At 74.5% G+C, this 24,454-nt stretch carries 19 protein-coding genes; 8 read left to right on the plus strand and 11 right to left on the minus strand.

Features of this window, described 5'->3' with window-relative positions; translation table 11 throughout:
• Positions 1–3 precede the first annotated feature (3 nt).
• Complete coding sequence (locus ACFY00_RS05855) at positions 4–1,011, minus strand: alpha-ketoacid dehydrogenase subunit beta (RefSeq protein ID WP_388027650.1); 1,008 nt, start codon at positions 1,009–1,011, stop codon at positions 4–6.
• Positions 1,008–2,168: a pyruvate dehydrogenase (acetyl-transferring) E1 component subunit alpha gene (gene pdhA, locus ACFY00_RS05860; protein WP_388027651.1), complete on the minus strand. Its 1,161-nt coding sequence runs from the start codon at positions 2,166–2,168 to the stop codon at positions 1,008–1,010. Before pdhA ends, ACFY00_RS05855 begins: the two co-directional genes overlap by 4 nt.
• 147 nt (positions 2,169–2,315) lie before the next feature.
• Here pdhA and ACFY00_RS05865 point away from each other — a divergent pair, with 147 nt between their 5' ends.
• A complete protein-coding gene (locus tag ACFY00_RS05865; protein ID WP_388027654.1) occupies positions 2,316–2,783 on the plus strand; it encodes an Lrp/AsnC family transcriptional regulator in 468 nt (155 codons plus the stop codon).
• A gap of 10 nt (positions 2,784–2,793) precedes the next feature.
• On the opposite strand, the gene ACFY00_RS05870 is transcribed toward ACFY00_RS05865, so the two are convergent.
• Positions 2,794–3,027, minus strand: coding sequence for a hypothetical protein (locus tag ACFY00_RS05870; protein WP_388027655.1), 234 nt, complete (start codon positions 3,025–3,027; stop codon positions 2,794–2,796).
• Positions 3,024–3,608: a TetR/AcrR family transcriptional regulator gene (locus ACFY00_RS05875; RefSeq protein ID WP_388027656.1), complete on the minus strand. Its 585-nt coding sequence runs from the start codon at positions 3,606–3,608 to the stop codon at positions 3,024–3,026. Before ACFY00_RS05875 ends, ACFY00_RS05870 begins: the two co-directional genes overlap by 4 nt.
• A gap of 164 nt (positions 3,609–3,772) precedes the next feature.
• Between ACFY00_RS05875 and ACFY00_RS05880 the strand changes: the two genes are divergently transcribed.
• Both ACFY00_RS05880 and paaN read left to right on the plus strand, forming a co-directional pair.
• Positions 3,773–5,038: a hypothetical protein gene (locus ACFY00_RS05880; protein WP_388027658.1), complete on the plus strand. Its 1,266-nt coding sequence runs from the start codon at positions 3,773–3,775 to the stop codon at positions 5,036–5,038.
• A 138-nt stretch (positions 5,039–5,176) separates the two neighbouring features.
• Complete coding sequence (gene paaN / locus ACFY00_RS05885) at positions 5,177–6,871, plus strand: phenylacetic acid degradation protein PaaN (RefSeq protein WP_388027659.1); 1,695 nt, start codon at positions 5,177–5,179, stop codon at positions 6,869–6,871.
• Between the two features lie 104 nt (positions 6,872–6,975).
• Here the strand turns inward: paaN and ACFY00_RS05890 are convergent, their stop codons facing one another.
• The gene (locus ACFY00_RS05890) at positions 6,976–8,196 is read right to left on the minus strand and encodes a dolichyl-phosphate beta-glucosyltransferase (RefSeq protein WP_388028010.1); all 1,221 of its coding nucleotides are present in this window, start codon (positions 8,194–8,196) and stop codon (positions 6,976–6,978) included.
• Positions 8,197–8,336: 140 nt separating this feature from the next.
• Between ACFY00_RS05890 and ACFY00_RS05895 the strand changes: the two genes are divergently transcribed.
• From ACFY00_RS05895 to ACFY00_RS05910, 4 genes are all read left to right on the plus strand, one after another.
• Positions 8,337–9,815, plus strand: coding sequence for an FAD-dependent monooxygenase (locus ACFY00_RS05895; RefSeq protein WP_388027660.1), 1,479 nt, complete (start codon positions 8,337–8,339; stop codon positions 9,813–9,815).
• 177 nt (positions 9,816–9,992) lie between these two features.
• Complete coding sequence (locus ACFY00_RS05900) at positions 9,993–12,158, plus strand: protease pro-enzyme activation domain-containing protein (RefSeq protein WP_388027661.1); 2,166 nt, start codon at positions 9,993–9,995, stop codon at positions 12,156–12,158.
• A 249-nt stretch (positions 12,159–12,407) separates the two neighbouring features.
• Entirely contained in the window at positions 12,408–13,409 is a 1,002-nt protein-coding gene (locus tag ACFY00_RS05905) for a hypothetical protein (protein WP_388027662.1), read from the plus strand.
• A 285-nt stretch (positions 13,410–13,694) separates the two neighbouring features.
• The gene (locus ACFY00_RS05910) at positions 13,695–14,981 is read left to right on the plus strand and encodes a peptidoglycan-binding protein (RefSeq protein ID WP_388027664.1); all 1,287 of its coding nucleotides are present in this window, start codon (positions 13,695–13,697) and stop codon (positions 14,979–14,981) included.
• A 21-nt stretch (positions 14,982–15,002) separates the two neighbouring features.
• Here ACFY00_RS05910 and ACFY00_RS05915 read toward each other — a convergent pair whose 3' ends face one another.
• From ACFY00_RS05915 to ACFY00_RS05935, 5 genes are read right to left on the minus strand one after another with little or no spacing between them, the layout of a single operon-like run.
• Positions 15,003–15,662: a TrmH family RNA methyltransferase gene (locus ACFY00_RS05915; protein WP_388027665.1), complete on the minus strand. Its 660-nt coding sequence runs from the start codon at positions 15,660–15,662 to the stop codon at positions 15,003–15,005.
• Entirely contained in the window at positions 15,659–17,809 is a 2,151-nt protein-coding gene (locus ACFY00_RS05920; RefSeq protein ID WP_388027667.1) for an FUSC family protein, read from the minus strand. The genes ACFY00_RS05915 and ACFY00_RS05920 overlap by 4 nt, the downstream gene beginning before the upstream one ends.
• Before the next feature lie 51 nt (positions 17,810–17,860).
• The gene (locus tag ACFY00_RS05925) at positions 17,861–18,931 is read right to left on the minus strand and encodes an HTTM domain-containing protein (RefSeq protein WP_388027670.1); all 1,071 of its coding nucleotides are present in this window, start codon (positions 18,929–18,931) and stop codon (positions 17,861–17,863) included.
• Entirely contained in the window at positions 18,928–19,554 is a 627-nt protein-coding gene (locus tag ACFY00_RS05930) for a DUF5819 family protein (RefSeq protein ID WP_388027671.1), read from the minus strand. The genes ACFY00_RS05925 and ACFY00_RS05930 overlap by 4 nt, the downstream gene beginning before the upstream one ends.
• 59 nt (positions 19,555–19,613) lie before the next feature.
• A complete protein-coding gene (locus ACFY00_RS05935) occupies positions 19,614–20,735 on the minus strand; it encodes a rhodanese-like domain-containing protein (RefSeq protein WP_388027673.1) in 1,122 nt (373 codons plus the stop codon).
• 214 nt (positions 20,736–20,949) lie between these two features.
• On the opposite strand from ACFY00_RS05935, the gene ACFY00_RS05940 reads away from it, so the two are divergent.
• A complete protein-coding gene (locus ACFY00_RS05940; protein ID WP_388027675.1) occupies positions 20,950–23,610 on the plus strand; it encodes a SpoIIE family protein phosphatase in 2,661 nt (886 codons plus the stop codon).
• A 24-nt stretch (positions 23,611–23,634) separates the two neighbouring features.
• Here ACFY00_RS05940 and ACFY00_RS05945 read toward each other — a convergent pair whose 3' ends face one another.
• Positions 23,635–24,294 carry a hypothetical protein gene (locus tag ACFY00_RS05945; protein ID WP_388027676.1) on the minus strand — a complete coding sequence of 220 codons (660 nt, stop codon included), beginning with the start codon at positions 24,292–24,294 and terminating at the stop codon, positions 23,635–23,637.
• Positions 24,295–24,454 lie beyond the last annotated feature (160 nt).

Genomic DNA, 24,454 nt, shown 5'->3' on the forward strand with positions numbered 1-24,454 from the left:
CCATCACTCCTCCCATTGGAGCCGGGCGACGGCGTCCAGGATCCGGTCCACCCCGGGCAGGTGGTGGTGCTCCAGCATCGGCGGCGGGTACGGGACGTCGAAGCCGGTGACCCGCAGCACCGGCGCGGCCAGGTGGTGGAAGCACTTCTCGGTGAGCCGGGCGGCGATCTCCGCCCCGACCCCGCCGAAGCCGGCCGACTCGTGCACCACCACGGCCCGGCCGAGCGAGCGGACCACCTCGCAGGCGGTGGCCTCGTCGAACGGCACCAGGGTGCGCAGGTCGAGCACCGCCAGGTCCCACCCCTCGGCCTTCGCGGCCTCGGCGGCCTCCAGGCAGACCGGCAGCGAGGGCCCGTAGGTCACCAGCACCGCGGAGCGGCCGGGGCGGCGCAGCACGGCCCTCCCGACCGGTTCGACGGCCGCCGCCGGGTCCCACTCCGCCTTGCCCCAGTAGAGCCGCTTGGGCTCCAGGAACACCACCGGGTCGTCGGAGGCGATCGACTCCCGCAGCAGCCCGTACGCGTCGGCGACGGTCGCGGGGGTGACCACGTGCAGGCCGGGGGTGTGCGCGTAGTACGCCTCGGAGGCGTCGCTGTGGTGCTCGACGCCGCCGATGCCGCCGCCGTACGGGATGCGGACGGTGATCGGCAGCGGGAGCTTCCCGGCGGTGCGGTTGCGCATCTTGGCGACGTGCGAGAACAGCTGCTCCAGCGCCGGGTAGGCGAAGGCGTCGAACTGCATCTCGACCACGGGGCGCAGCCCGTACATGGCCATGCCGACGGCGGTGCCGAGGATGCCGGCCTCGGCCAGCGGGGTGTCCAGGCAGCGGTCGGGGCCGAACTCGGCGGTCAGGCCGTCGGTGATCCGGAAGACGCCGCCGAGGGCGCCGACGTCCTCGCCGAGCACGTGGACGGCCTTGTCGGCGCGCATCGCGTCGCGCAGCGCGAGGTTGAGGGCCTGCGCCATGGTGCCGGTGCGCAGGCCGGACTGGTCGCGGACGGCGGTGCTCATCGGCCGTGTCCCCCGTTCCCGGCCTCGGCCTCGGCGGCGAGTTCGGCGGCCAACTGCTCGGCCTGCTCGCGCAGTTGCTGAGTGGGTTCGGCGTAGACGTGCGCGAACAGCGACATCGGGTCGAGCTCGGGGTCGGCGTGGAACTCGGCGCGCATCCGGGCGGCCAACTGCTCGGCCCGCTCGGCGGCGTCGGCGACCAGCTGCTCGTCGAGCAGGCCGCGGCCGCGCAGCGCGTCCTCCAGCAGCCGGACGGGGTCGTGCGCCCGCCAGGCGTCGACCTCCTCGGCCTGCCGGTAGCGGGTGGCGTCGTCGGCGTTGGTGTGCGCCTCGAGGCGGTAGGTGAGCGCCTCGACCAGGGTGGGGCCGCCGCCGGTGCGGGCCCGCTCGACGGCCTCGGTGAGCACCTGGTGCACGGCGAGCGCGTCGTTGCCGTCGACCAGCCGTCCGGGCATGCCGTAGCCGACCGCCTTGTGGGCGAGGGTCGGCGCGGCGGACTGCCGGGTCAGCGGGACGGAGATCGCGTAGCCGTTGTTCTGCACCAGGAACACCACGGGCGCGTGCAGCACGGCCGCGAAGTTCAGGCCCTCGTGGAAGTCGCCCTCGCTGGTGCCGCCGTCGCCGAGCAGGGCGAGCGCGACGGTGTCGTCCCCGGCCAGCCGGGCGGCGTGCGCCAGGCCGACGGCGTGCGGGACCTGGGTGGCCAGCGGGGTGCACAGCGGGGCGGTGCGGGTGGCGCGCGGGTCGTAGCCGGTGTGCGCGTCGCCGCGCAGCAGGGTGAGCGCCTGCAGCGGGTCGACGCCGCGGGCGACCACGGCGAGGGTGTCCCGGTAGGAGGGGAACAGCCAGTCCTGGGGGCGCAGCGCGAGCGCGGCGGCCACCTGGCAGGCCTCCTGGCCGGTGGAGGCCGGGTAGACGGCGAGGCGGCCCTGCTTGGTCAGGGTGGTGGCCTGCTGGTTGTAGCGGCGTCCGGCGACCAGCCGTCGGTACAGCTCGCGCAGCAGTTCGGGGTCGGCCGCGTCGGCGGCGCCGGTGCCCAGCGCGCGGTGCGGTACGGGGTCGGGCAGCAGCGGGGCGGGGTCGGTGCGGGGCGCGGTGGCGCCTGGCCGCCAGCCGGGCACGGCCGCTACCGGGTCGTTCCTGTGGTCCAGGACGGTCATCTCGGGCACCTCCGGGGTGGTGGGGGCTCCCTACCGATTGTTCGGTCGTCTGTTCATCTTGACCATATCCCCGTCAAGACGGTGGACAGTCGGCCGAAAGGGCGGTCTGCTGGGGCCAGCACGTCCAATCGCGAGGGGTGGGGGGCCATGTCGGCTGAACAGGTGTCCAGACTCGACCGTGTCGACCGGTCGATCCTGCGGCTGCTGCGGCAGGACGGTCGCGCCTCGATCCGCTCGGTGGCCGAGCGGGTGCACGTGTCCCGGGCGAACGCGTACGCCCGGATCTCCAGGATGGTCGAGGACGGGGTGATCCGCGGCTTCACCGCCCGGGTCGACCACGAGAAGGCCGGGCAGACCGCGTCCGCGTACGTCACCCTGCGGATCGTGCAGAACTCCTGGCGGACGGTGCGCGAGCAGCTTCTGCGGCTGCCGGGGGTGGCGCACATCGCGCTGGTCGGCGGCGACTACGACGTGCTGATGCTGGTCCACACGGCTGACAACCGGGCGCTGCGCGAGCTGGTGCTGGGCAGCATCCAGTCGATCCCGGAGGTGCTGAGCACCCGCACCATGCTGGTGTTCGAGGAGACCGACCAGATCCCGGCGGACGGGCTGTGACCGCTCCCGCTCAGTCCTCGCCGGTGGCGACGGCCACCACCGTCCAGCCGCCCCCGATGCCGACCAGCGCGGCGTCGAAGATGAACGGGGTGACCGGGCTCCAGCCGCGGTTGCGGCCCGCGGGCGCGGGGTGCGCGGCGTAGCCGTTGGCCCGCCACCGGGCGTCCGGGCCGAGCAGCTCGACGATCGTCTCGGCCAGCAGCTCGCGCAGCGCCGCCAGCTCGCCCGGCAGGCGCGGGTTCACCGGGCGCGCAGGCCGTCGAAGGCGAAGCGGGCCACCGCGTCGGGCAGGTGCTCGGCGCCGCGCTGGCCCGGCCGGTACCACTCCACCAGCGAGTTGACGGTGCCGAACAGCAGCCGGGTGGCCAGCCGGGGCTCGACGTCGGCGCGCAGCTCACCGGCGGCGACGGCGGCCTGGACGAGTTCGGCGACCCGGTGGTCGAAGTCGCGGCGGCGCTCCAGCGCCCACTGCTCGGTGGCGGTGTTGCCGCGCACCCGCAGCAGCAGCGTCACGTACGGCAGCTCGGCGAGCAGCACCTCGGCGGTGCGGCGCACCACGTGCTCCAGCCGGTCCACCGGGCGGCCCGCGACGGCGTCCGGCTCGTCCAGGATCGCGAACAGCGCGTCCAGCGCCCGGCCGACCGCGAGCCGCAGCAACTCCTCCTTGCCGCGCACGTGGTGGTAGATCGAGGACTTGGAGATCCCGGCCGCCCTGGACAGGTCCTCCATCGAGGTCCCGTCGTACCCGCGTTCGTTGAAGACCCGCACGGTGACCGCGAGGAGCGACTCGACGGTGTAGGCGGCGCGCGTGGAGTGGTCGGCCATGCGACGAGTATCCCCGGGGCGCCGCCGCCCCGCCCCGGGGGGTGGCCCCCGGCGGGGAGCGCCACCGCACGCCGTTCGACCAGGTACAGACCAGGTGTGCGTGCCGTAGGCTCGCCCGAGCATCCTGGCGGCCCGGCGCGGCCCGAGAATCCAGACAGGACCTGATGGCGATGGCAGTGAGCCCCGACACCGAACTGGTCGAACGACCCGACCCGCCCGCGGACGCCGACACGCCGGAGACGGGCGCCCGCGCCTGGCTGCGACGCACCGTCGAGGAGTACGGGCCGGCCCTGGCGGTCTTCGCGGCGGTCCGGCTGATCGCCTTCACCGTCTTCATGTGGCTGCTGTCCTGGTCCGGCGAGTACCTGACGAAGAACCCGCGGTTCGGCGGCGGCAAGAACGTCTGGGACGTGCTCGGCGGCTGGGACGGCTGGTGGTACCAGCAGGTCGCGCAGAACGGCTACGACCCGAAGCTGCTGCCTTCCGCCTCCGGCCCGTGGACGCTGGAACAGAACTCGGTGGCGTTCTTCCCGCTCTACCCCGGTCTGATCAAGGTGGTCTCCACCGTGACCGGCCTGAACTCGCTGGGCGCGGGCATCCTGGTCTCGGTGCTGACCTCGTTCGTCGCGGCGGCCGGCATCTACGCGGTGGCCAAGCTGGTCTCGGGGCACCGGGCGGCGGTGATCGCGGCGGGCGTCTGGGGCCTGTTCCCGGGCTCCGGCGTCGAGTGGGCGGTCTACTCGGACTCGCTGTTCGTCGCCCTCGCCGCCTGGGCCTGCTACTTCGTGATGACCCGCAACTGGCTGGCCGCCGGCGTCACCTCCTTCGTCGCCGGGCTGAACCGCCCGACGTCGGCCGCCCTGGCCGCGGCGGTCGGCGTGGCTGCCCTGATCGCCCTGTTCCGGCGGAAGGACGGCGTGCTCGGCCCGCTGTCCGCCATCGTGATCGCCCCGCTCGGCTTCGTCGGCTACATCGCCTGGGCGAACTGGCGGATGGGCAGTTGGACCGCCTACTTCGACCTCCAGCGCGGTGCCTGGCTGCACTACTTCGACTGGGGCAAGCACACCGAGAACGTGATCCGGAACATCCTGTTCGGGCAGCACGACTACATCTTCGGCTACCCCACCGAGGACCTGATCGCCCTGTTCCTGGTGTTCAGCCTGCCGGTCCTGCTCTACCTGCTGATCCGGATGCGCCCGCCGGTCTTCCTGGTCGTCTACACCTGCGTCACCATCGTGCTGGTCCTCGGCAGCCAGCAGATCTTCGGCAACACCTCCCGCTACCTGCTCCCCTGCTTCCCGCTCTTCCTCCCGATCGCCGAGGCCCTCAAGCGGCTCTCCCGCACCTCGCTGGCCGTCACCCTGGGCGCCGTCGCCGCGCTCTCCGGCTGGTACGCCGGCTACGTCCTGTTCGAACTGGGCATCCCGTAGGGCCCGCCCCCGCCGCCGACCGGGTCGTCACCCCCTGAACCGGGCGCTCCTCCCGGAAAGCGCCGCGGGCCCCTTGCACCGACCGATCGTTCGGTTACGCTGAGGAGCGTCCCGCCCAGCCCCCGTGAGGAGCGCACCATGGCCGCTGCGACCCCCGCCCTGCCGGTCGCCGAACTGCTCGCCCGCCACCAGGAGACCCTGGACCGCGCGCTGGCCGCGATCGCCGCCCGCGACTACTGGTCCCCGTACCCGGAGTTCCCCAAGGCGTACGGGGAGGGGGCCGCCGCCGACGGCAAGGCCGCCTTCGAGGCGCTGCTGGGGCGGGAGTTCGAGCTGCCCGGCCACCCCGGCGGCGGTGAGCCGGTGACCGGCGAGGCCTCCCCGTACGGCGTCGAGCTGGGCGTCGGCTACCCGCACGCCGAGCCGGACGCGCTGCTGGCCGCGCTGGAGGCGGCCCGGCCCGCCTGGGCGAAGGCCTCGCCCGCCGAGCGGGCCGCGGTCTGCCTGGAGGTGCTGGCCCGGATCAACGCCCGCTCGCACGAGTTCGCGCAGGCGGTGATGCACACCACCGGCCAGGCCTACGGCATGGCCTTCCAGGCGGGCGGCCCGCACGCGCAGGACCGCGGCCTGGAGGCGGTGGCGTACGCCTACGCCGAGCAGACCCGGCTGCCCCGTTCGGCGAGCTGGACGAAGCCGCAGGGCAAGCGCGAACCCCTGGTGCTGACCAAGGAGTTCACCGCGGTGCCGCGCGGCACCGCGCTGCTGGTCGGCTGCAACACCTTCCCGACCTGGAACGGCTACCCGGGCCTGTTCGCCTCGCTGGCCACCGGCAACGGCGTGCTGGTCAAGCCGCACCCGCGGGCGGTGCTGCCGCTGGCGCTGACGGTGCGGATCGCCCGCGAGGTGCTGGCCGAGGCCGGGTTCGACCCGAACCTGGTCTGCCTGGCCGCCGAGCACGAGGGTTCGGCGATCGCCAAGGTGCTGGCGCTGCGGCCCGAGGTGAAGCTGATCGACTACACCGGCTCCACCGGCTTCGGCGACTGGCTGGAGGACAACGCCCGGCAGGCGCAGGTCTACACCGAGAAGGCGGGCGTCAACACCGTCGTCATCGACTCCACCGACGACTACCGCGGCATGCTGGACAACCTGGCGTTCGCGCTCAGCCTGTACAGCGGCCAGATGTGCACCACCCCGCAGAACCTGCTGATCCCGCGCACCGGCATCCGCACCGAGGACGGCGAGCGCAGCTACGAGCAGGTCGTCGCCGACCTGGCCGCCGCGGTCGAGGGCCTGCTCGGCGACGACGCCCGGGCCGCCGCGATCCTGGGCGCCGTGGTCAACCCGGGCGTGCTGGCCCGCAGCGCCGCCGCCGCGGGCGGCGAGTACGGCGAACTCGCCCTGGCCCCGCGGGTGGTGGCCTCCCCCGAGTTCCCCGGCGCGACCATCCGCACCCCCGCCCTGGTGAAGGCCGACGCCGACAAGCCGGACGACCGCTCCCGCTTCCTGGCCGAGTGCTTCGGCCCGGTGGCCTTCGCGGTCGCCGTGGAGTCCACCGCCGCCGCCGTCGAGCTGCTGCGCCGCACCACCGTCGAGCACGGCGCGATGACCGCGGGCGCCTACACCACCGACCCGGCGGTGGCGGACGCCCTGGTCGAGGCCTGCCTGGACGCCGGGGTCTCGCTCTCGCTCAACCTGACCGGCGGCGTCTACGTCAACCAGACCGCGGCCTTCTCCGACCTGCACGGCACCGGCGCCAACCCGGCCGCCAACTCGGCGTACTGCGACGCCGCGTTCGTGGCCAACCGCTTCCGCACCGTCGAGATCCGCAAGTAGCGCGAGCGGGAACGGAAGCGGGCCCGGACGCCGTCCCACAACGGCGTCCGGGCCCGGGCCCCGTCCCGGAGGGGGGAGAGGGACGGGGAGTCCCGGCAGGTCCCCTACGCGCGCCGCGGGTGGAACACCCACGCCCGCAGCAGCACGAAGCGCACCAGCGTCGCCACCGCGTTCGCCGCCACCAGCACCGCCAGCTCCACCCCGTGCCCGGCGTGCGGCGCGGCCGCGTGCAGTCCGGCGACGGCGCCGCTGGTCAGCACCAGGCCGACCAGGAGGGCCAGCCCGCCCTCCAGTTGGTGCCGGAGGGCGTCCCGGCGCCCCGTCACGCCGAAGGTGAAGCGCCGGTTCGCGGCGGTGTTGAACACCGCGGTGACGGCCAGCGCCAGCGCGTTGGCCGCCAGCGCGGGCACCACCTGCCGCAGCCCGAGGAACAGCAGCAGGTAGGCCAGCGTGCACAGGCCGCCGATCACCGCGAAGCTGGCGGTCTGCCACCCCAGCCCGGGCGGCACCCGCGCGCCGCGCACCCGCTCGGGCAGGTCGACGCTCCCCTTCCCGGCCAGGGTGCGCCGGGCGACCCGGGCCATGCCCCTGAGGTCGTCGACCACCGTGCGGACGATGTCGACCCGGCTGTCCGGGTCGTCCACCCAGTCCACCGGCACCTCGTGGATCCGCAGCCCGGAGGCCTCGGCCAGCAGCAGCAGTTCGGTGTCGAAGAACCAGGCGTTGTCCTCGACCTCGTCCAGCAGCCGCTTGACCACCTCGGTGCGGCCCGCCTTGAACCCGCACTGCGCGTCGGAGAACCCGGCCGCCATGGTGGTGCGCAGCAGCAGGTTGTAGGTGCGCGAGATGAACTCCCGCTTGGGGCCGCGCACCACCGCCGAGCCGCGGTGCAGCCGGCTGCCGATGGCCAGGTCGCTGTGGCCGGACAGCAGCGGTGCGACCAGCGGCAGGAAGGCCTCCAGGCCGGTGGACAGGTCGACGTCCATGTAGGCCACCACGTCGGCCCCGCTGGCGCCCCACACCTCGCGCAGCGCCCGGCCCCGGCCCTTGAGGTCCAGGCGCACGGCCCGCACCGGCGCGAGTTCCGCGGCGAGCGCGGTGGCGACCTCCCAGGTGCCGTCGACCGAGGCGTTGTCCGCCACCGTGATCAGGTAGTCGTACGGGAAGGTCTCCGCCAGGTAGGCGTGCAGTTCGCGGACGCAGCGCTCCAACGAGTGCTGCTCGTTGTACACGGGTACGACGACCTCCACGAGCCTGGTCCCCACCACGGTGTCGGCCCGGTCCCGGCCGTCCACCGCCGGGGCGGGGCACGGGTTCTGGCGCATCGCTGGATGTGTCATGGGAAGGAGGTTCACAGCCCCCCGTGGGCCCGCGATGATGTGAGTCTGAGAGCGCGCTGAGAACCCGGGCGCCGTGACTCCGGCCGGTGACCGCCGGCCTTGCTGCAAGAGGACGGGAGAGACGGATGTCCGAGACGGAGTTCACCGCCGACGTGCTGGTGGTCGGCGCGGGCCCGACCGGCCTGCTGCTGGCCGGCGACCTGGCGGCGGCCGGGCTGCGGGTGACGGTGCTGGAGAAGCGGACCGAGGAGTCCGGCCTGACCAGGGCGTTCGCCGTGCACGCCCGCACCCTGGAGCTGCTGGACGCCCGCGGCCTGGCCGACGAGCTGATCGCCACCGGGGCGGCGATGTCCTCGCTGCACCTGTTCGGCCGGATCCGGGTCGACCTGGCCCACCTGCCCACCCGCTTCCCGTTCGTGCTGGTCACCCCGCAGTACAACACCGAGCGGGTGCTGCGCGAGCGGGCCGTCAAGGCCGGGGCCGACCTGCGCCGCGGCACCGAGGTGACGGGCCTGCGGCAGGACGCCGAGGGCGTCACGCTGACCGCCCGCACCACCGACGGCACCGAGCAGGGCTTCCGGGCCCGCTACGCGGTCGGCGCGGACGGCGTCCGCTCCGCGGTGCGCGACCTGCTGGGCGTCCCGTTCCCCGGCGAGTCGGTGGTGCGCTCGGTGATGCTCGCCGACGTCCGGCTGGAGCACGCGCCGGAGGAGCCGCTGACGGCCGGGGCGGGCGACGCCGGGTTCGCCTTCCTCGCCGGGTTCGGCGACGGCTGGTACCGGGTGATCGGCTGGAGCCGCGAGCACCAGGAGCCGGACTCCGCACCGGTCGACCTGAACCAACTCGCCGACCTGGTGCGCGAGGTGACCGGCCGTGACCACGGAATGGGCGAGGCCCGCTGGACGTCGCGCTTCCACAGCGACGAGCGGCAGGCCCCGAGCTACCGCTCCGGCCGGGTGCTGCTCGCGGGCGACGCCGCGCACTGCCACTCCCCGGCGGGCGGCCAGGGCATGAACACCGGCCTGCAGGACGCCGCGAACCTGAGCTGGAAGCTGGTCTCGGTGCTCCGCGGCTGGTCCCCCGACGCCCTGCTGGACACCTACCAGACCGAGCGCCACCCGGTCGGCCGGGCGGTGCTGCGCTCCTCCGGCGCCCTGGTCCGCCTGGCCCAGGGGCGGCACGCCCCGACCCGGGCGCTGCGCTCGGCGCTCGGCGCGGCCGCCGGGCACCTGAGCCCGCTGGCCGAACTGGGCGCCAAGCAGGTCTCCGGCATCGGGTACGCCTACCCGGCGGAGAAGGGCGCCCACCCGCTGGTCGGCCGCCGCGTCCCCGACCTGCGCCTGGCGGTGGACGCGCCGGGCGGCCCGACCCGGCTGCACGAGGCGCTGCGCTCGGGGAAGGCCGTGCTGGTCAGCAACGACGAGCTGTCGGTGGCGGACTCCTGGGCCGAGCGGGTGGTCACCGCCGCCCCGGCGGACCCGCACGGCAAGCTGCGCGACACCGTGCTGCTGGTCCGTCCGGACGGGTACGCGGCCTGGGCCTGCGCGGACCCGACCCGGGGCGAGCTGCGGGCGGCGCTGAGCCGGTGGCTGGGCCGCCCCTGACATTCAGTTTCCACCGCCCCGGAATTGAATCAATTCACTGAATTGCCTTTCCGTTTCACAGTTGACTGTTTTTTAGTAAGCAATTGCTCGGGCATGGGCCTTTTCCTGCGAGTTCTCTGAGAGATTCTGGCGAGCGTTTTCGAAACCCGGAACGCCGCCAGATTTCCGGAGGAGCCCGTGCGACCCCGCTCGCTCGCCCTTGCCGCCGCCCTCGCGGTCCTTCCCCTCACCGCCCTCTCCCTGGGCACCGCCACCGCCCAGGCCGCGCCGTCCCCCAACGCCGCGGCCCGGGTGGCCCTGCCGCAGACCGTCACCCCCGCGGTCGCCCGCTCCCACAAGCAGGGCGACGTCCCCGCCGACCGCCGGATATCCGTCGCGGTCTCGCTGAAACTGCGCGACACCGCCGCACTGGACCGTTTCCTGACCGCGGTCGCCACCCCCGGCACCGCCGAGTACGGGCACTACCTGACGCCCGCCCAGTTCACCGAGCGCTTCGGCCCGACCGCGGCCGACGTCGAGCAGGTCCGGGCGTTCCTCACCTCCCAGGGCCTGACCGTCGACGCGGTCAGCGCCAACCGCCAGGTGGTGGACGCCACCGGCACCAGCGCGCAGTTGGCCGCCGCCTTCGGCACCCACGAGTCGACGTACACCGACCCGCAGCAGAACGGCCGGACCTTCTTCGCCAACGACGCGGCCGCCTCGGTGCCCGCCGCCCTGGCGGGCGTGGTCGAGGGCGTCAGCGGCCTGAACGACCACACCGTGCGCACCACCCGGATCGCCAAGCCCTCGGCCGCCATCCCGCAGGCCACCCCGTCCGGCTACGGCCCGGCGACGTACGACGGCGCCTACCGGCTGAACCAACTGGGCGCGGACGGCACCGGCTCGACCGTGGCGCTCTGGGAGTTCGACGGCTACAAGTCCTCGAACCTGACCACCTACGACAGCCAGTTCGGCCTGTCCGGCCCGGCGGTGACCACCGTCTCGGTGGACGGCGCCAACTACGACTCCAAGCCCGGCGGGGGGCAGGGCGAGGTGGAGCTGGACTCCGAGATCGTCCGCGGCGTCGCCCCGAAGGCCACCCAGCTGGTGTACGAGGCGCCCAACAGCGACCAGGGCGAGATCGACATGGCCGCCAAGATCGTCGCGGACAACCGGGTCTCGGTGATCTCCATCTCCTGGGGCTCCTGCGAGCCGGACACCACCGCCTCCTCGATGACCGCGGTGAACAACTCCTTCAAGCAGGCCGCCGCCCAGGGCATCTCGATCTTCTCGGCCTCCGGTGACGACGGCTCCCGGGACTGCACCCGCTCGACCTCCGGCTCGACCGTGAAGGCCGTGGACTTCCCCGCCTCCAGCCCGTACAACACCGGCGTCGGCGGCACCAACCTGAAGGTCTCCGGCACCACCTACAGCTCGGAGAGCGCCTGGTCGACGGCGGGCGGCGGGGTCTCCACCCAGTTCGCCAAGCCGAGCTGGCAGACCGGCACCAACGTCACCGGCACCATGCGCACCGTCCCGGACGTCTCCTCCAACGCCGACCCGAACAGCGGCTTCGCGATCTACACCCAGGGCTCCTCCGCCCCCGGCTGGCAGGTCTACGGCGGCACCTCGGCGGCGGCCCCGCTGTGGTCCGGCTTCGCGGCGCTGTACAACCAGAAGGCCAAGGCCGCCGCCAAGCCGGTGCTGGGCGAGGCCAACCCGAAGATCTACGCGGTCACCAACTCCGCCACCTACGGCAGCGCCTTCCACGACGTCACCAGCGGCGCCAACCAGGACTTCACCACCAAGACCGGCTACGACCAGGTCACCGGCTGGGGCAGCCCGATCGCCGACGGCCTGGCCACCGCCCTGCTGGGCGGCGGCACCACCCCGCCGCCCACCGGCTCCTGCACCGCCGCCCAACTGCTCGGCAACCCGGGCTTCGAGACCGGCACCGCCTCCCCCTGGACCGCCTCCTCCGGCGTGGTCGACAACTCCTCCTCCGAGGCCGCGCACAGCGGCTCCTGGAAGGCCTGGATGAACGGCTACGGCTCCGCCCACACCGACAGCCTCGCCCAGACGGTGTCCGTCCCGGCCGGGTGCACCGCCAAGCTGAGCTTCTGGCTGCACGTGGACACCGCGGAGACCAGCACCACCACCGCGTACGACAAGCTCACCGTCTCGGTGAACGGCACCACCGTCGCGACGTACTCCAACCTGGACAAGAACACCGGCTACGCGCAGAAGACGGTCGACCTGAGCTCCTACGCCGGGCAGAGCGTCACGGTGAAGTTCAACGGCGTCGAGGACGCCTCGCTGCAGACCTCGTTCGTGGTCGACGACACCGCGCTCAACGTGTCCTGACCCCGCATCGGCCCGGGTGCCGGGGGACCCCTCCGCGGGTCCCCCGGCACCTGTGTGTCGGCAGTGTTGCCGGTTCGGTCCGCTTGCGAAATGCTTGTCGTGACCACTGTCATATGTCCTGATTAATGACGTAGCCTCTCAACCCTCATAGGGTTCCCACACGCTCGGCGGCGCACCACCGACGCACCGCCCGAGCACCGTGGAGCCGGGGGTGATCCCGCCGAACCCGCCGGGTGGGGAAGGTGTCGCATGGGCTCGCAACAACCGCAGCACGCCGGCCGGCTCCGACTGGTCGGCCAGCGCGACCACAGCGGCGAGCAGCCGCCACCGCCGCCGCCGACCGGCCCCCCGGCCCCGCCGGGCGGCTTCGCCGAGGCGCTCAACGCCGCCATCGAGAGCAGCGGCCTGAGCCTGGACCGGATCCGCGCCGCGCTGGCCAAACAGGGCGTCAGGATCAGCGTCACCACCCTCAGTTACTGGCGCCGCGGCCGCAGCCAGCCCGAGCGCGCCACCTCGCTGCGCGCCGTCCACCTGCTGGAGGAGCTCCTCGGCCTGCGCCACTCCGCGCTGTCCGCCCTGCTCGGCCCGCCCCGCCCGCGCGGCCGCTGGGTCACCCAGGGCCCGACCCCCGACGGCCTGCGGCTGGAGCAGGTCTGGCCCGGCCAGGCCGAACTGGTCGAGGTGTTCGCCGAACTGGACGCCCCGCCGGCCGGCCAACTGGAACGCCAGTCCATCCACGACGCCTACTACGTCGACGCCTCCCGCCGCGGCCACCTGCTGCGGATGCGCCAGGTGGTGCGCGCCACCGTGGACGGGGTCACCCGGCACGTGGTCGTCCACCAGGCCGACGAGGGCGTGGAGAGCTGCCCGGAGATCACCTCCGTCCGGCACGCCCGCCTCGGCCGGGTCCGCCGCCGCCCGCTCAGCGGACTGCTGGTCGCCGAGCTGCTGCTCGACCGGCCGCTGGCCCTGGGCGACTCCACCGTCCTCGAGTACGAGGTGCAGATCCCCGACTCCGGCCCCACCACCGACTACGGGCGCTTCTTCCCCGCCCCGGTGCGCGAGTACGTGCTGCAGGTGCACTTCGACCCGGCCGCCGTGCCGGTGCAGTGCGAGCGGTTCGACCGCACCCCCGGCACCGAGGTCGACCGGCACCGCGAGCCGCTGTGGATCGGCGCCTCCGCCAGCGCCCACGTGCTCACCGCCGACCAGCAGCCCGGCCAGGTCGGCATCCGCTGGCAGTGGGAGTGAGCCCCGCCGCAGCCGCCCGCCCCTCCACTTCCCTCCCGAATCTTCCCTATCCTTCCCTTTCCCTCCCATTCGCTCCCCTTTATCACCTTTCCTTCCGTTTCATGCACTTTCGCCCGTTTCACCCCATTGGCCCCGTTTCGCCCCTCGCCACGCCCGACCCCGCGGTGCGCCCGTTCACCCGAACCGCCCTGCCCGGCGCCCCATCAGGTGGTCCGCGCCACCGCTCGCGAGGAACGTGAGTCCCACTCAGCGAGCTCACCGAGGAAAGGCGGGACCCCCGTGCTGATGGAGTTCAGCGATGTCGAGCCGGACGACTCCTGCACCTGCGGCGGCTGCACCGACCGCCACCGGACCCGGCCGCGCGCCGTCCGCTCCCCCCGCCACCGCCCCCTGCGGGCCCGCCAGGCGGCCGTCCTGCTCGCCGCCGTCGGCGGCGTCCTGGGCGGCCCCGCCGCCTCCCTCGCCGCGGCCGCGCCGCGCACCGACAGCAGCCCGCTGATACCCGACTCCCCGCAGGGCGAGGTCGCGGGCCCGTACGGCGCGGACGCCCGGGACCGCGCCTCGATAGCCGCCCGGCCCGCCACCACCCGGGCGGAGATCCTGCGCCGGGCGCAGAGCTGGGTCGACCAGAAGGTGCCGTACAGCATGGCCAGGTACTGGTCCGACGGCTACCGCCAGGACTGCTCGGGCTTCGTCTCGATGGCCTGGGGCCTGGGCAGCAGCCAGACCACCTGGACGCTGCCGGACTTCGCCGACCGGATCACCAAGGACGACCTCCAGCCCGGCGACGCGCTGATCTACAACAACCCCAAGGACCCCGAGGGCGGCTCGCACACCGTCCTGTTCGGCGGCTGGGTCGACGCGGCGCGCACCAGGTACACCGCACTGGAGCAGACCCGCCCGGGCACCACCAAGCGCAGCACCCCGTACGCGTACTGGAGCAACGCGAGCGGCTACCTCCCGTACCGCTACAAGGGCCTGAGCCAGCCGATGCCCGCGCCGGACGACCCGGACGCCTTCCCCGGGGCGGACAAGTTCGGGCCGGGGAAGGTCAACGCGTACGTGACCAGGCTGGGGAAGATGCTGGTCGAGCGGGGCGGCGGGCGGTTCTACGAGGAAGGGCCCAGCCCGGACTGGGGCGAGGCGGACCGGAAGGCCACCGAGGCGTTCCAACTGGCGCAGGGCTGGCGCGGCGCCGAGGCCGACGGCTACCCGGGCAGGGACACCTGGGACTACCTGGTGCACCACAAGGGCAAGGACATCCCGCCCGCGACCGCCCCCGCCCCGACCACCCCGGCCCCCGGCACCCCGCAGCCCCCGCCGCCCGCGCAGGCCCCGGCCTTCCCCGGCGCCGACCGCTTCGGCCCCGGCCGGGTCAACGACGACGTGCTGCTGCTCGGACGGCAACTGGTCGCCAAGGGCTTCGGCGCCGCCTACCGGGAGGGCCCCAGCCGGGACTGGGGCGAGGCCGACCGCCTCAACGTCGCGGCCTTCCAGCGCGCCCAGGGCTGGAGCGGCGCCGAGGCCGACGGCTACCCCGGCCCGCACACCTGGCGGCTGCTGTTCTCCTGAGCCCGGCCGGCGGGAGCGCGCTCAGGACGGCGCGGCGTGCTCCCGCACCCAGGCGTGCATGGCGATCGCGGCGGCCGCGCCCGCGTTGATCGAGCGGGTGGAGCCGAACTGGGCGATCGAGCAGACCGCCGCCGCGTGCTCCCACGCCTCGGCGGTCAGCCCCGGCCCCTCCTGCCCGAACAGCAGCACGCAGCGCTCCGGCAGCCGGAAGGTCTCCAACGGCACCGCACCCGGCAGGTTGTCGATCCCGATCACCGGCAGCCCGCGCTCCGCCGCGTAGGCCGCCAGCGAGGCCACCGAGCCGTGGTGGCGCACGTGCTGGTAGCGGTCGGTGACCATGGCGCCGCGCCGGTTCCAGCGCCGCCGCCCGACGATGTGCACCTCCCGCGCCAGGAAGGCGTTGGCGGTGCGCACCACCGAGCCGATGTTGAAGTCGTGCTGCCAGTTCTCGACCGCGACGTGGAAGCCGTGCCGCCGGGTGTCCAGGTCCGCGACGATCGCCTCGTGCCGCCAGTAGCGGTAGCCGTCGACCACGTTGCGGCGGTCCCCGGCGGCCAGCAGCTCCGGGTCCAGCCGGGGGTCGTCCGGCCACGGCTCGGGGTGCGGGCCGACGCCGATCTCCCGGTCGTCGCCAAGGTCGTCGTACTGCTCGCCCAGCTGGGGCACCGAGGTGTCGCTCACGCCCCCAACGGTACGGGCTCGGGCCTGGCCGGCCGCTGCCGCGTCCGCACCGAGCGCTCCAGCTCGGTGAGGGCCTGCATGACCAGCCGGGCCCCGGCCCGGGTGACGTCGATCCGGTCGTCCCGGGGCAGGGCGGCCAGCTGGTGGTCCCAGGTGCGGTGGGCGTCGCGCAGCTCGGTGAAGTCGACGTCCTGCCCGAGCAGGACGGCGGCGGCGGCCAGCGCGGTGGCGTCCCGCAGCTCCTCGCCGAACGCGGCGGCGCCCGGCACCGGCGGGGCGTCCTCGCCCGGCAGGTGGGCCTCCAGCAGGACGGTCGAGCGGTCCAGCATGCCGACCGCCGAGCGGGCCTTGTCGAACTGCTTGCGGGTCAGCTCCCGCAGCACCTGCTCGTCGTGCCGCACCGGCTCCACCTCGGCCCGGTCCAGCGCCGCCAGCATCTCGCTGCGCGCCTCCCGCACGTCCAGCAGCGCGGGCCGCACGTCCTTCTCCGCGTGCCCGCCCGCCGGGTCCCCGTACGCGGTGAACACCGCCGCCGCGTACCGCCCCGCCGAGGCCAGCCACTCGGCCAGGCGCTCCGGCAGCCGGGCGGTCTGCCAGGTCGGGAACAGCGCGTACGCGGCGAGCGCGACGAACCCGCCCAGCAGCGTCATCGACACCCGGTCCACCGCCAGCCGCACCGGGTCGCCCGGCTGCAGGCCGAGCAGGAACACCACGTACGAGGAGATCGCCACCGTGGTCACCGCGTACCCGGTGCGCATGGTCAGGTACGCCAGCCCCATGCAGCACACCGCCAGCACCGCCAGCACCCAGTCCCCCGGGTCGAACAGCTGCACCACGGTGGTGGACAGCAGCACCCCGGCGGCCGTCCCGGCCACCCGGGCGACGCCGCGGCTGAAGGTCTGCGCGAAGTCCGGGCGCATCACCATCGCCGTGGTCATCGGCGCCCAGTAGCCGTGCTCGATCCGCAGCAGCCGGGCCGCCAGGTAGGCGGCGGTCACCACGACCGCCATCCGCGCCGCGTGGTGGAAGATCGCCGAGTGCCGGTGCAACTGCCGCCCGACGGTGGCCAGCGCGGCGGGCGCGACCTCGACCAGCGGCGGGCGGCGCAGGCCGGTGGTGGGCTCGGTGCGGGCCGGGACGGTGCCGCGGTCCTGCCGGTCGAGCCGGTCGGCGGCCCGGCCCAGCAGGCCGGACAGCCGGCGGGCCGAGCGGCGGGCGGCGCCGCGCAGCAGGTCCTCGCCGCTGCCGCTGCCCGGGCGGGCCAGCGCCAGGCCGGGGGTGTCCTTGGGCAGCCGGAGCGGGTCGCCGCTGCGGATCGCCCGGGTCAGCGCGTCCAGCACCTCGGCGGCGGCGGCCAGCACCTCGCGGGCCCGGTCCCGCTCCGGGCCCTCCTCGGCGGCCCCGACCCGCGGGTCGGCGAGCGCGGCCAGCGCGGGGCGGATCCGCTCGGCGATGGTGCGCAGGCCGCGCAGCTCGGGCGGGCGGCGCCTGGCCTGGCGGGCGGTCAGCCTGGCGGCCTGCCGGCCGACGATGAACGGCTCCGGGTCGACCTGCGCCACCGGGTCGTGCCGCAGGCGGCGGGCGTAGTCGCCGAGCCCGGCGTAGATGTCGGCGAGCGCGTCGCGCTGGGCCCGCCAGCTGTCGATCGGCCAGAGCGTGACCACCAGGGCCTGGACGGCGCCGCCGACCGAGCAGAGCAGCCCGTGCTCGACCGCGGTGGGCACCGACACCGGTAGCTGCACCACCACCATCATCACGGCCAGCGTGTTCGCGGCCACCACGCCCGCGGTCGGCCCGATCGCCCAGGCCAGCCCGGCCCCGAACGCCCACAGCGCCAGCAGCACCGGGTACGCCCCCGGGATGCCGACCGCGACGTAGCCCAGGAAGGTCGACAGGCCCAGCCCGGCCGCCGCCACCAGCGCCAGCGAGGCGCGCGGGCGGAACGAGCGCTGGAAGGTCGCGGTGCCCGCGATGAACGCGCCCATCGCGGCCGAGGTGGCCTGCGCGGGCCCGAACAGCAGCAGGGTCGGGAAGACCACCAGCGCGGCGGCCAGCGCCCCGCGCAGCGCCCGCCTGGGATTGGTCAGCGAACGGTCCACGGTCAGCCCGGCCTTCGCGGTGTCGCGCAGGGCCGTGAACCAGGACATACCGCGAGCTTAACGACTTTTCGCCCACCGGCCCGTCGGTCGCCCGACCGGTCAGCCGTCGGCCCCGCCCACCGGCTCGGCCTCGGCCGCCCCGACCGGCCCTTCCGCCGCACCGCCCGCCCGCCGGGCCGCCCGCCGGGCCGACCACCACCCCGCCGCCCGCCCCCGCACCGCCAACAGGAAGGACGTCGGCAGGAACACCGCGTCCGCCGAGACCATCGCCAGCGAGAAGAACGGCAGCCCCAGCAGCAGCGCGATCGCCAGGTGCTCGACCACCATCACCGCCAGCAGCACGTTCTTCAGCCGCCGGGCGGCCAGCGAGAACGGGAAGCCGACCTGCATCACCACGGTGCCGTAGGTCAGCGCGAAGGTGACCAGCAGACTGCCGCCGAGCAGCCCGGACAGCTCCGGCCAGGGCCTGAAGTAGTCCAGTTGCAGCGGGTAGAAGACCGCGGTGCCGTCCTGCCAGCGGCCGCCCTGCACCTTGTACCAGCCGGCCGTGGCGTACACCAGCACCACCTGGACGGCGATCACCAGCATCGCGCAGTTGTGCAGCATCGCGGCCAGCGCGTCGGCCAGCGCCCGCGGCTCGCCCCACTCGGCCGGGTCCTTGCCCGGCCGGCGGGCCCGGCGGCGGGCGTCCAGCGACCAGACCGCGCCGCAGCGGGTGAAGACCAGGTAGATCGCCATCAGGTGGACCAGGTTGTCGCCGCCGTCGCCGAGGAACACGTTCCGGTTCTGCAGCGACAGCACGGTCAGCGCGAACAGCACCGTGGAGGCCCGGGTGCGCCAGCCCACCGCCACCGCCCCGGCCGAGAGCAGCGCCAGCAGGTACACCGCCTCGAACCACCAGCGGCCGTCGCTCCAGGACAGCGCGGTGAACGCGTGGGTGTCGGCCAGCAGCCGGTCGTTCAGCTCCGCCGACCAGGGCGAGCGGTCCCCGTACAGCACCCGCCGGTCGCCCCACTCGCGCAGCAGGTAGGCGCCCCACGTCCCCGCGGTGCCGATCCGCACCACGGCGGCCTGGTACGGGGCGAGGGTGGTCAGCAGGCGCGGCAGCGCGGCCCGGACGGCGGCGGCGGGAGCCGGAGCGGGGGCGGGAGCCGGGGCGGGGGCGGTCACGACAGGCCCTTCCCGTCCTCGGGCTGGACCGGCCACCAGGGCAGCTCGCGCACCTGCGGGGCGGTGTCGACCTGCTCCCGGCTCCAGGCGGGCGGGGCGACGGCGGTGACGGTGGCCCGCAGTTGGACCTGGATCACCCGGCCCCCGGCGGAGCCGATCCGCTGCAGGGCGATCCGCTCCAGGTACCGCTCGGCCAACTGCCCGCGCGAGCCCGGCACCGCCCGCGCGTCGCCCTCGCCGTGGGTCGACTCGTAGAAGTCCCAGGCCCGGCGCAGCAGGTTCTGGTCCCGGTGGCTGGGCGCCGGGTCGTGCCGGATCGCCGCCCAGTCCTCGGCGCTCAGGCCGTGCCACTCGCCGGTGACGACCGTCCCGTCCGCGCCGACGCTCTGCACCCGGGCGTCCACCGCGACGTTGCGCTGCAGCGGGTCCGGCGCGAACAGCTTCCAGTTCTGCTCGAACTCCGGGTACACCACCCAGTCGACCTGGGACCGGTACTCCTTCGACACCGAGTTCGCGGGCGCCACGTGCAGGAAGAGCGCGCCAAGGAACGCCAGGACGCAGGCCCCCAGGCCCACCCCGGCGACCACCAGCACCACCCGGGCGGGCTTGGACCAGACGCGCACGGCCGACATCCTGCCGCACCGCCCACGCGTTCGAACAGGGGCCGGAGCCCTCGCGGCCGCTACAGGACGAACGGCTCCTGCCCGGTGCCGCTCACCATCGGGCGGCCCGCGGCCTCCCAGGCGAACATCCCGCCGTGCACGTTGACCGCGTCCCGGCCGCCCGCCACCAGGTACTGCACGACCTGCGCGGAGCGCCCGCCGACCCGGCACACCACGTACAGCCGCCCCTCGGGCAGCTCGTCGAGGCGGGCCACCACCTCGCCGATCGGGATGTGCAGCGCGCCCTCCACGTGCCCGGCGTCCCACTCGTCCTGCTCGCGGACGTCGAGCAGGACGGCGTCGGCGGGCACCGAGGCGGCGTCGGCGGTGGGCAGCTGAGCGAACATCGTGGGGGTCTCCTGAGGGGTGTCGGACGGTGTGTTCCCGCCATTGTCGGGCAGCAGCGCGGCCAACCTCGCCTGCCGGTCGGCGGCGGTGGCCAGCAACTGCTCGGCCAGCTCCTCCAGCAGCCGCTCCGGCTCGTCGGGACGCAGCAGCAGCAGCTCGCCCATCGGGGTGCGCTCCAGCCGGACGCGCTCCACCGCCAGCGCGGTGATCCGGCCGGTCAGCCACTCCAGGCGCTGGCGCAGCCAGGCCAGCCGGTCGGGGGAGTCGACGGCGGGCGCCGAGTCCGGGGAGGTGGACCACTCCTCGGCCAACCGCTCCAGCCCGTCGGTGTCGGCCAGCGCGTACGCCTCGTTGACCCGGGCGATGAACGCCGAGCGGCGCTCCTGCTCGGCCGGGTCCGTGGTCAGGTCGGGGTGCGCGCGGCGGACCAGCTCGCGGTAGACCCGCTGGGCGTCCTTGTCCGGGCGCACCCGGCGGGCCTCCGGCTCGCCCTCGCGCGGGCCGCGCTCCTGCGGCGGCTCGACCCGCTCCCGGGCCTCCCGGGCCCGCCGCAGGTCCTCCGGGTCGCCGCTGAGCGCCGCCACCGACTCGGCGATCAGCGCGTCCAGCTCGTCCAGCTCGGCGTACAGCGGGCCCAGCAGCTGGTGGTGCGCCAGCGCGAAGTTGTCGATCCCCACCCGCAGGGTGGCCACGTCGACGTCCAGGGTCAGCCAGGCCAGCTCGGCCGCCGCGACCCGCTCCTCCAGCTCCTGCCGCTCCGGATCCGCCCACACCTCGACGCTCGGTACGCTCACCCTGGCCACCCTACCGGGGACCGCCGCACACCCGATCGGGTGACATAGCAGCAGTCCGGGAGTGCGCCGGGCGACACGCAACTGATACTGACGAATCTGCCCGATTAACTACCTCCCCCCGGCGTCTCCGTGCTTCATTGGAGGGCGCGCGCAAGGACGCACGCACCGGCCAGGAGGAGCAGCAAGCACAACAAAAAGGGGCAGACCGATACCCATGGTGGACCAGCCCGACTCCCCACCCCCCTCCGGAGTGGTCGCCCTGCTCCGGGTCGCCGCCGTGCTGGTCGACCCGGACGGCCGGATCGCCCTGTGGAACCGCACCGCGGAGGAGCTGTTCGGCCACCGCGCCGAAGTCGCCCTCGGCCGCACCGCGCACGGTCTGCTGCCCGCCGTCGAGCCCCGCCCGGACGGCGCCGTCCCCGCCCAGCGCCACGACGCCCTCGACACCCTGGACGACCTCGTGCTGGACGGCCCGTGGGCCGGACCGATGACCGTGCACGACCGCGAGGAACGGCTGCGCGACGTGCTGTGGTGGGCCTACCCGCTGGTCGAACCGTCCGGCCGCTCGCTGCTCGCGCTGGCCGCCGACGCCCGCCCGCTGCGCACCGCCGGGCCGCGGATCGCCCTCGGCGAGCGCCTCGTCCCGTACGCCGCCGCGCCCGCCGCGGCCCGCCCGCAGCAGGTCGCCGCCGCGTTCGCCCCGCCCGGCCCGGCCGCCGCCGAGGCGCTCGCCGCGCTCCTCCCGGCGACCTCCGAGGAACGCCGCCGCCGCCTGCTGGACGCCCTCGCCCAGGCCGGACCGCCCGCCCTGCAGGTGGACGCCGCGACCCGGCTGCCGGTGGTGCCCTACCAGTCCTCCCCCGAGGGCACCGGCACGGCCCGGGTCGCCGCCGGGATCGGCCGCCGCTACCCGACCCCGCAGCAGCGCGCCGCCCGCCGCACGGACGCCGCCGCGCCGGGGACGGGTGCCCAGGGCGGCGCCGGGGTACGGATAGCGCCTGCCGGGTCCGCCGCCGCCCCGCCGGGCGCGCCGCGGCCCGCCCGCGCCGTCCCCGGACAGCGCGAAGCCGCCGCCCACCGCCCGAACCCGGGAGGCCCCGCCATCGACCCCGCAGCCGCCGCCCCCGAACCGACCGCCGCCCCCACCGCCGCCGTCCCGCCCAGCCGGACGGCCGTCCCCGGCACCGGCGTGGAGGTGGTCCGCGGGCTGCCCGACGACGGCGACCTCGCGCTGCTGGCCTCGGTCGGCAGCCAGGTCGGCACCACCCTCGACCTGGACACCACCGCCCGCGAACTGTGCGAGGTGCTGGTCCCCCGGGTCGCCGACTTCGCCTGCGTCGACCTGCTCGACGGCCTGATCTCGGACGGCGAACTGCCCGCCGCCTCCCCCGACGACACGGCCGTGCTGCGCCGGGTGGCCCGCACCTTCAACCCGTCCTCGCAGCGCTGGAGCCACGTCCTGGACGAGGGCGCGCTGCTGACCATGCCGCGCTCCACCCCGCCCGGCCTGGCCCTGCAGGAGAACCAGCCGGTCCTGGTGCCGCTGATCTCGCCGGACGTCGCGGTCGACTACGCCGCCTCGCTCGGCGGCCCCGAGCTGGAGCCGACCGTGGTGGGCCGCTCGATGCTGGTGCTGCCGCTGTCCGCCCGCGGCGCCGTGCTGGGCATCCTCAAGCTGCTGCGGCTCTCCGACCGGGCCCCGTTCGGCCGCTCCGACGCCGACACCCTGAAGGAGATCGCCGCCCGCGCCGCGCTCTCGCTGGACAACGCCCGGCTGCACCGGGCCGAGTCCAAGGTCGCCACCACCCTGCAGCGCTCGATGATCCCGACCCGCCCGCCGAAGATCCCCGGCGTGCAGATCGCCCACCGCTACATGCCGGGCGACCGCAAGGCCGAGGTCGGCGGCGACTGGTTCGACGCCATCCAACTGCCCGGCAGCCGGGTCGCCCTGGTGGTCGGCGACGTGATGGGCCACGGCCTGCACTCGGCCGCCGCGATGGGCCGCTTCCGCACCGCCATGCAGACCCTGGCCGCCCTCGACCTGCCGCCCGGCCAGCTACTGCGCCACCTCGACAACCTGGCCCACAAGCTCGGCGACGACCACCTGGCGACCTGCCTGTACGCCGTCTACGACCCGATCAACCGCACCTGCGAACTCGCCTCCGCCGGCCACGTCCCGCCGGTCCTGGTGCACCCCGACGGCCGCGGCCAACTGCTGGAACTGCCCTCCGGCGCGCCGATCGGCGTCGGCGGCGTCCCGTTCCAGACCAAGAAGATCGACGTCTCGGACGGCTCGATGCTGGTGCTGTGCACCGACGGCCTGGTCGAGGTCCGGGGCGGCGACATAGGGGAGGGCCTGGCGGCGCTCTGCGGCAACCTGATCGACCCCAAGCAGACCCCCGACGAGGCCTGCGACACCGTCCTGAACACCCTGCACTCCGACGACCGGCAGGACGACATCGCCCTGCTGGTGGCCCGCTTCGACGGCGTCCCGCCGACCGAGGTCGCCACCTGGCAGCTCGGCGTCACCGAACTGGAGGTCGGCCGGGCCCGCCGCCTGGTGCGCGACCAGCTCACCGCCTGGCAGTTGAACCCGCTCGCCGAGACCGTCGAACTGCTGGTCTCCGAACTGGTCACCAACGCGGTGCGGGTGGCCCGGGCCGAGGTGCAACTGCAGCTGATCCGGGTCGACAAGCTGCTGGTCGAGGTCAGCGACGACAACCACAACCTGCCCTCGCTGGAGCCCGCCGAGTCGATGTCCGAGCACGGCCGCGGCCTCAACCTGGTCAGCAAGCTGGCCGAGAAGTGGGGCACCTCCCGCAAGGCCGTCGGCAAGGTCGTCTACTTCGAGATGCCGCTGCCGCGCAGCACCTGACCGCCCGTCCGCCCGGCCGCCGGATCAGGGGGTGATGACCGCCCTGGTCCGGCGCTGCGCGGCCACCGCCGCGGCCGCCCCGACCCCGGTCAGCACCCGCGGCCAGTAGTCGCCGAACACCTCGACCCACACCGCGATCAGCATCGCCGCGCTGATCGCCACCAGGTGCTCCAGGCCCGCCAGGTTCGGCAGCACCAGCGCCTCCAGCGTCATCGCCAGCACCACCGCCCCGCCCGTCCACCACGCCCGGCAGCGGAACGCCACCACCACGGCCAGCGCCACCACCGCCGCCGAGGGCCCGGTGTCCCGCACGTGCGCCACCCAGCGCGGGAAGCCCAGCGCGTGCTGCGGGCCCAGCGCCACCCCGACCCGGGCGAACAGCGTGCCCGCCACGGTGCAGACGTACGCCACCACCAGGGTCAGCCGACGGCCCAGCACGATCTCCGCCACGCCGAACACCAGGAACACCTGCGCCAGCGCCCCCCACACCGGCAGGTCCAGCGCCGGGACGTACAGCGACAGCGGCGTCCGCAGCAGCGACACGTCCAGCGGCAGGGCCGCCTTCACCACGCCGATGTCGGCCACGAACCTGTCCCCGCCCGGCAGGTGCTGCACCACCGAGAACAGCAGCACCAGCGCGGTCGCCGCGGTCGCCAGCGGCACCGCGGCGAATTTCCGCCGCACCACCCTTTCCTTCACGGAAGCGAAGAGCTCCCCCCACTCCGCGACCGCGGCGCGGCGGAATACCGCCCGCCACTCCGGTCGCACGCCCCCCGCGTGGGTGATCAGCTTCACGAGCCCGTTTCTCCCGTCCGACGCGGTACCCGTCCGAGCCACCGCTTCT

This window comes from Kitasatospora sp. NPDC001540, assembly GCF_042894345.1.
GTDB classification, from domain to species: Bacteria; Actinomycetota; Actinomycetes; order Streptomycetales; family Streptomycetaceae; genus Kitasatospora; species Kitasatospora phosalacinea_C.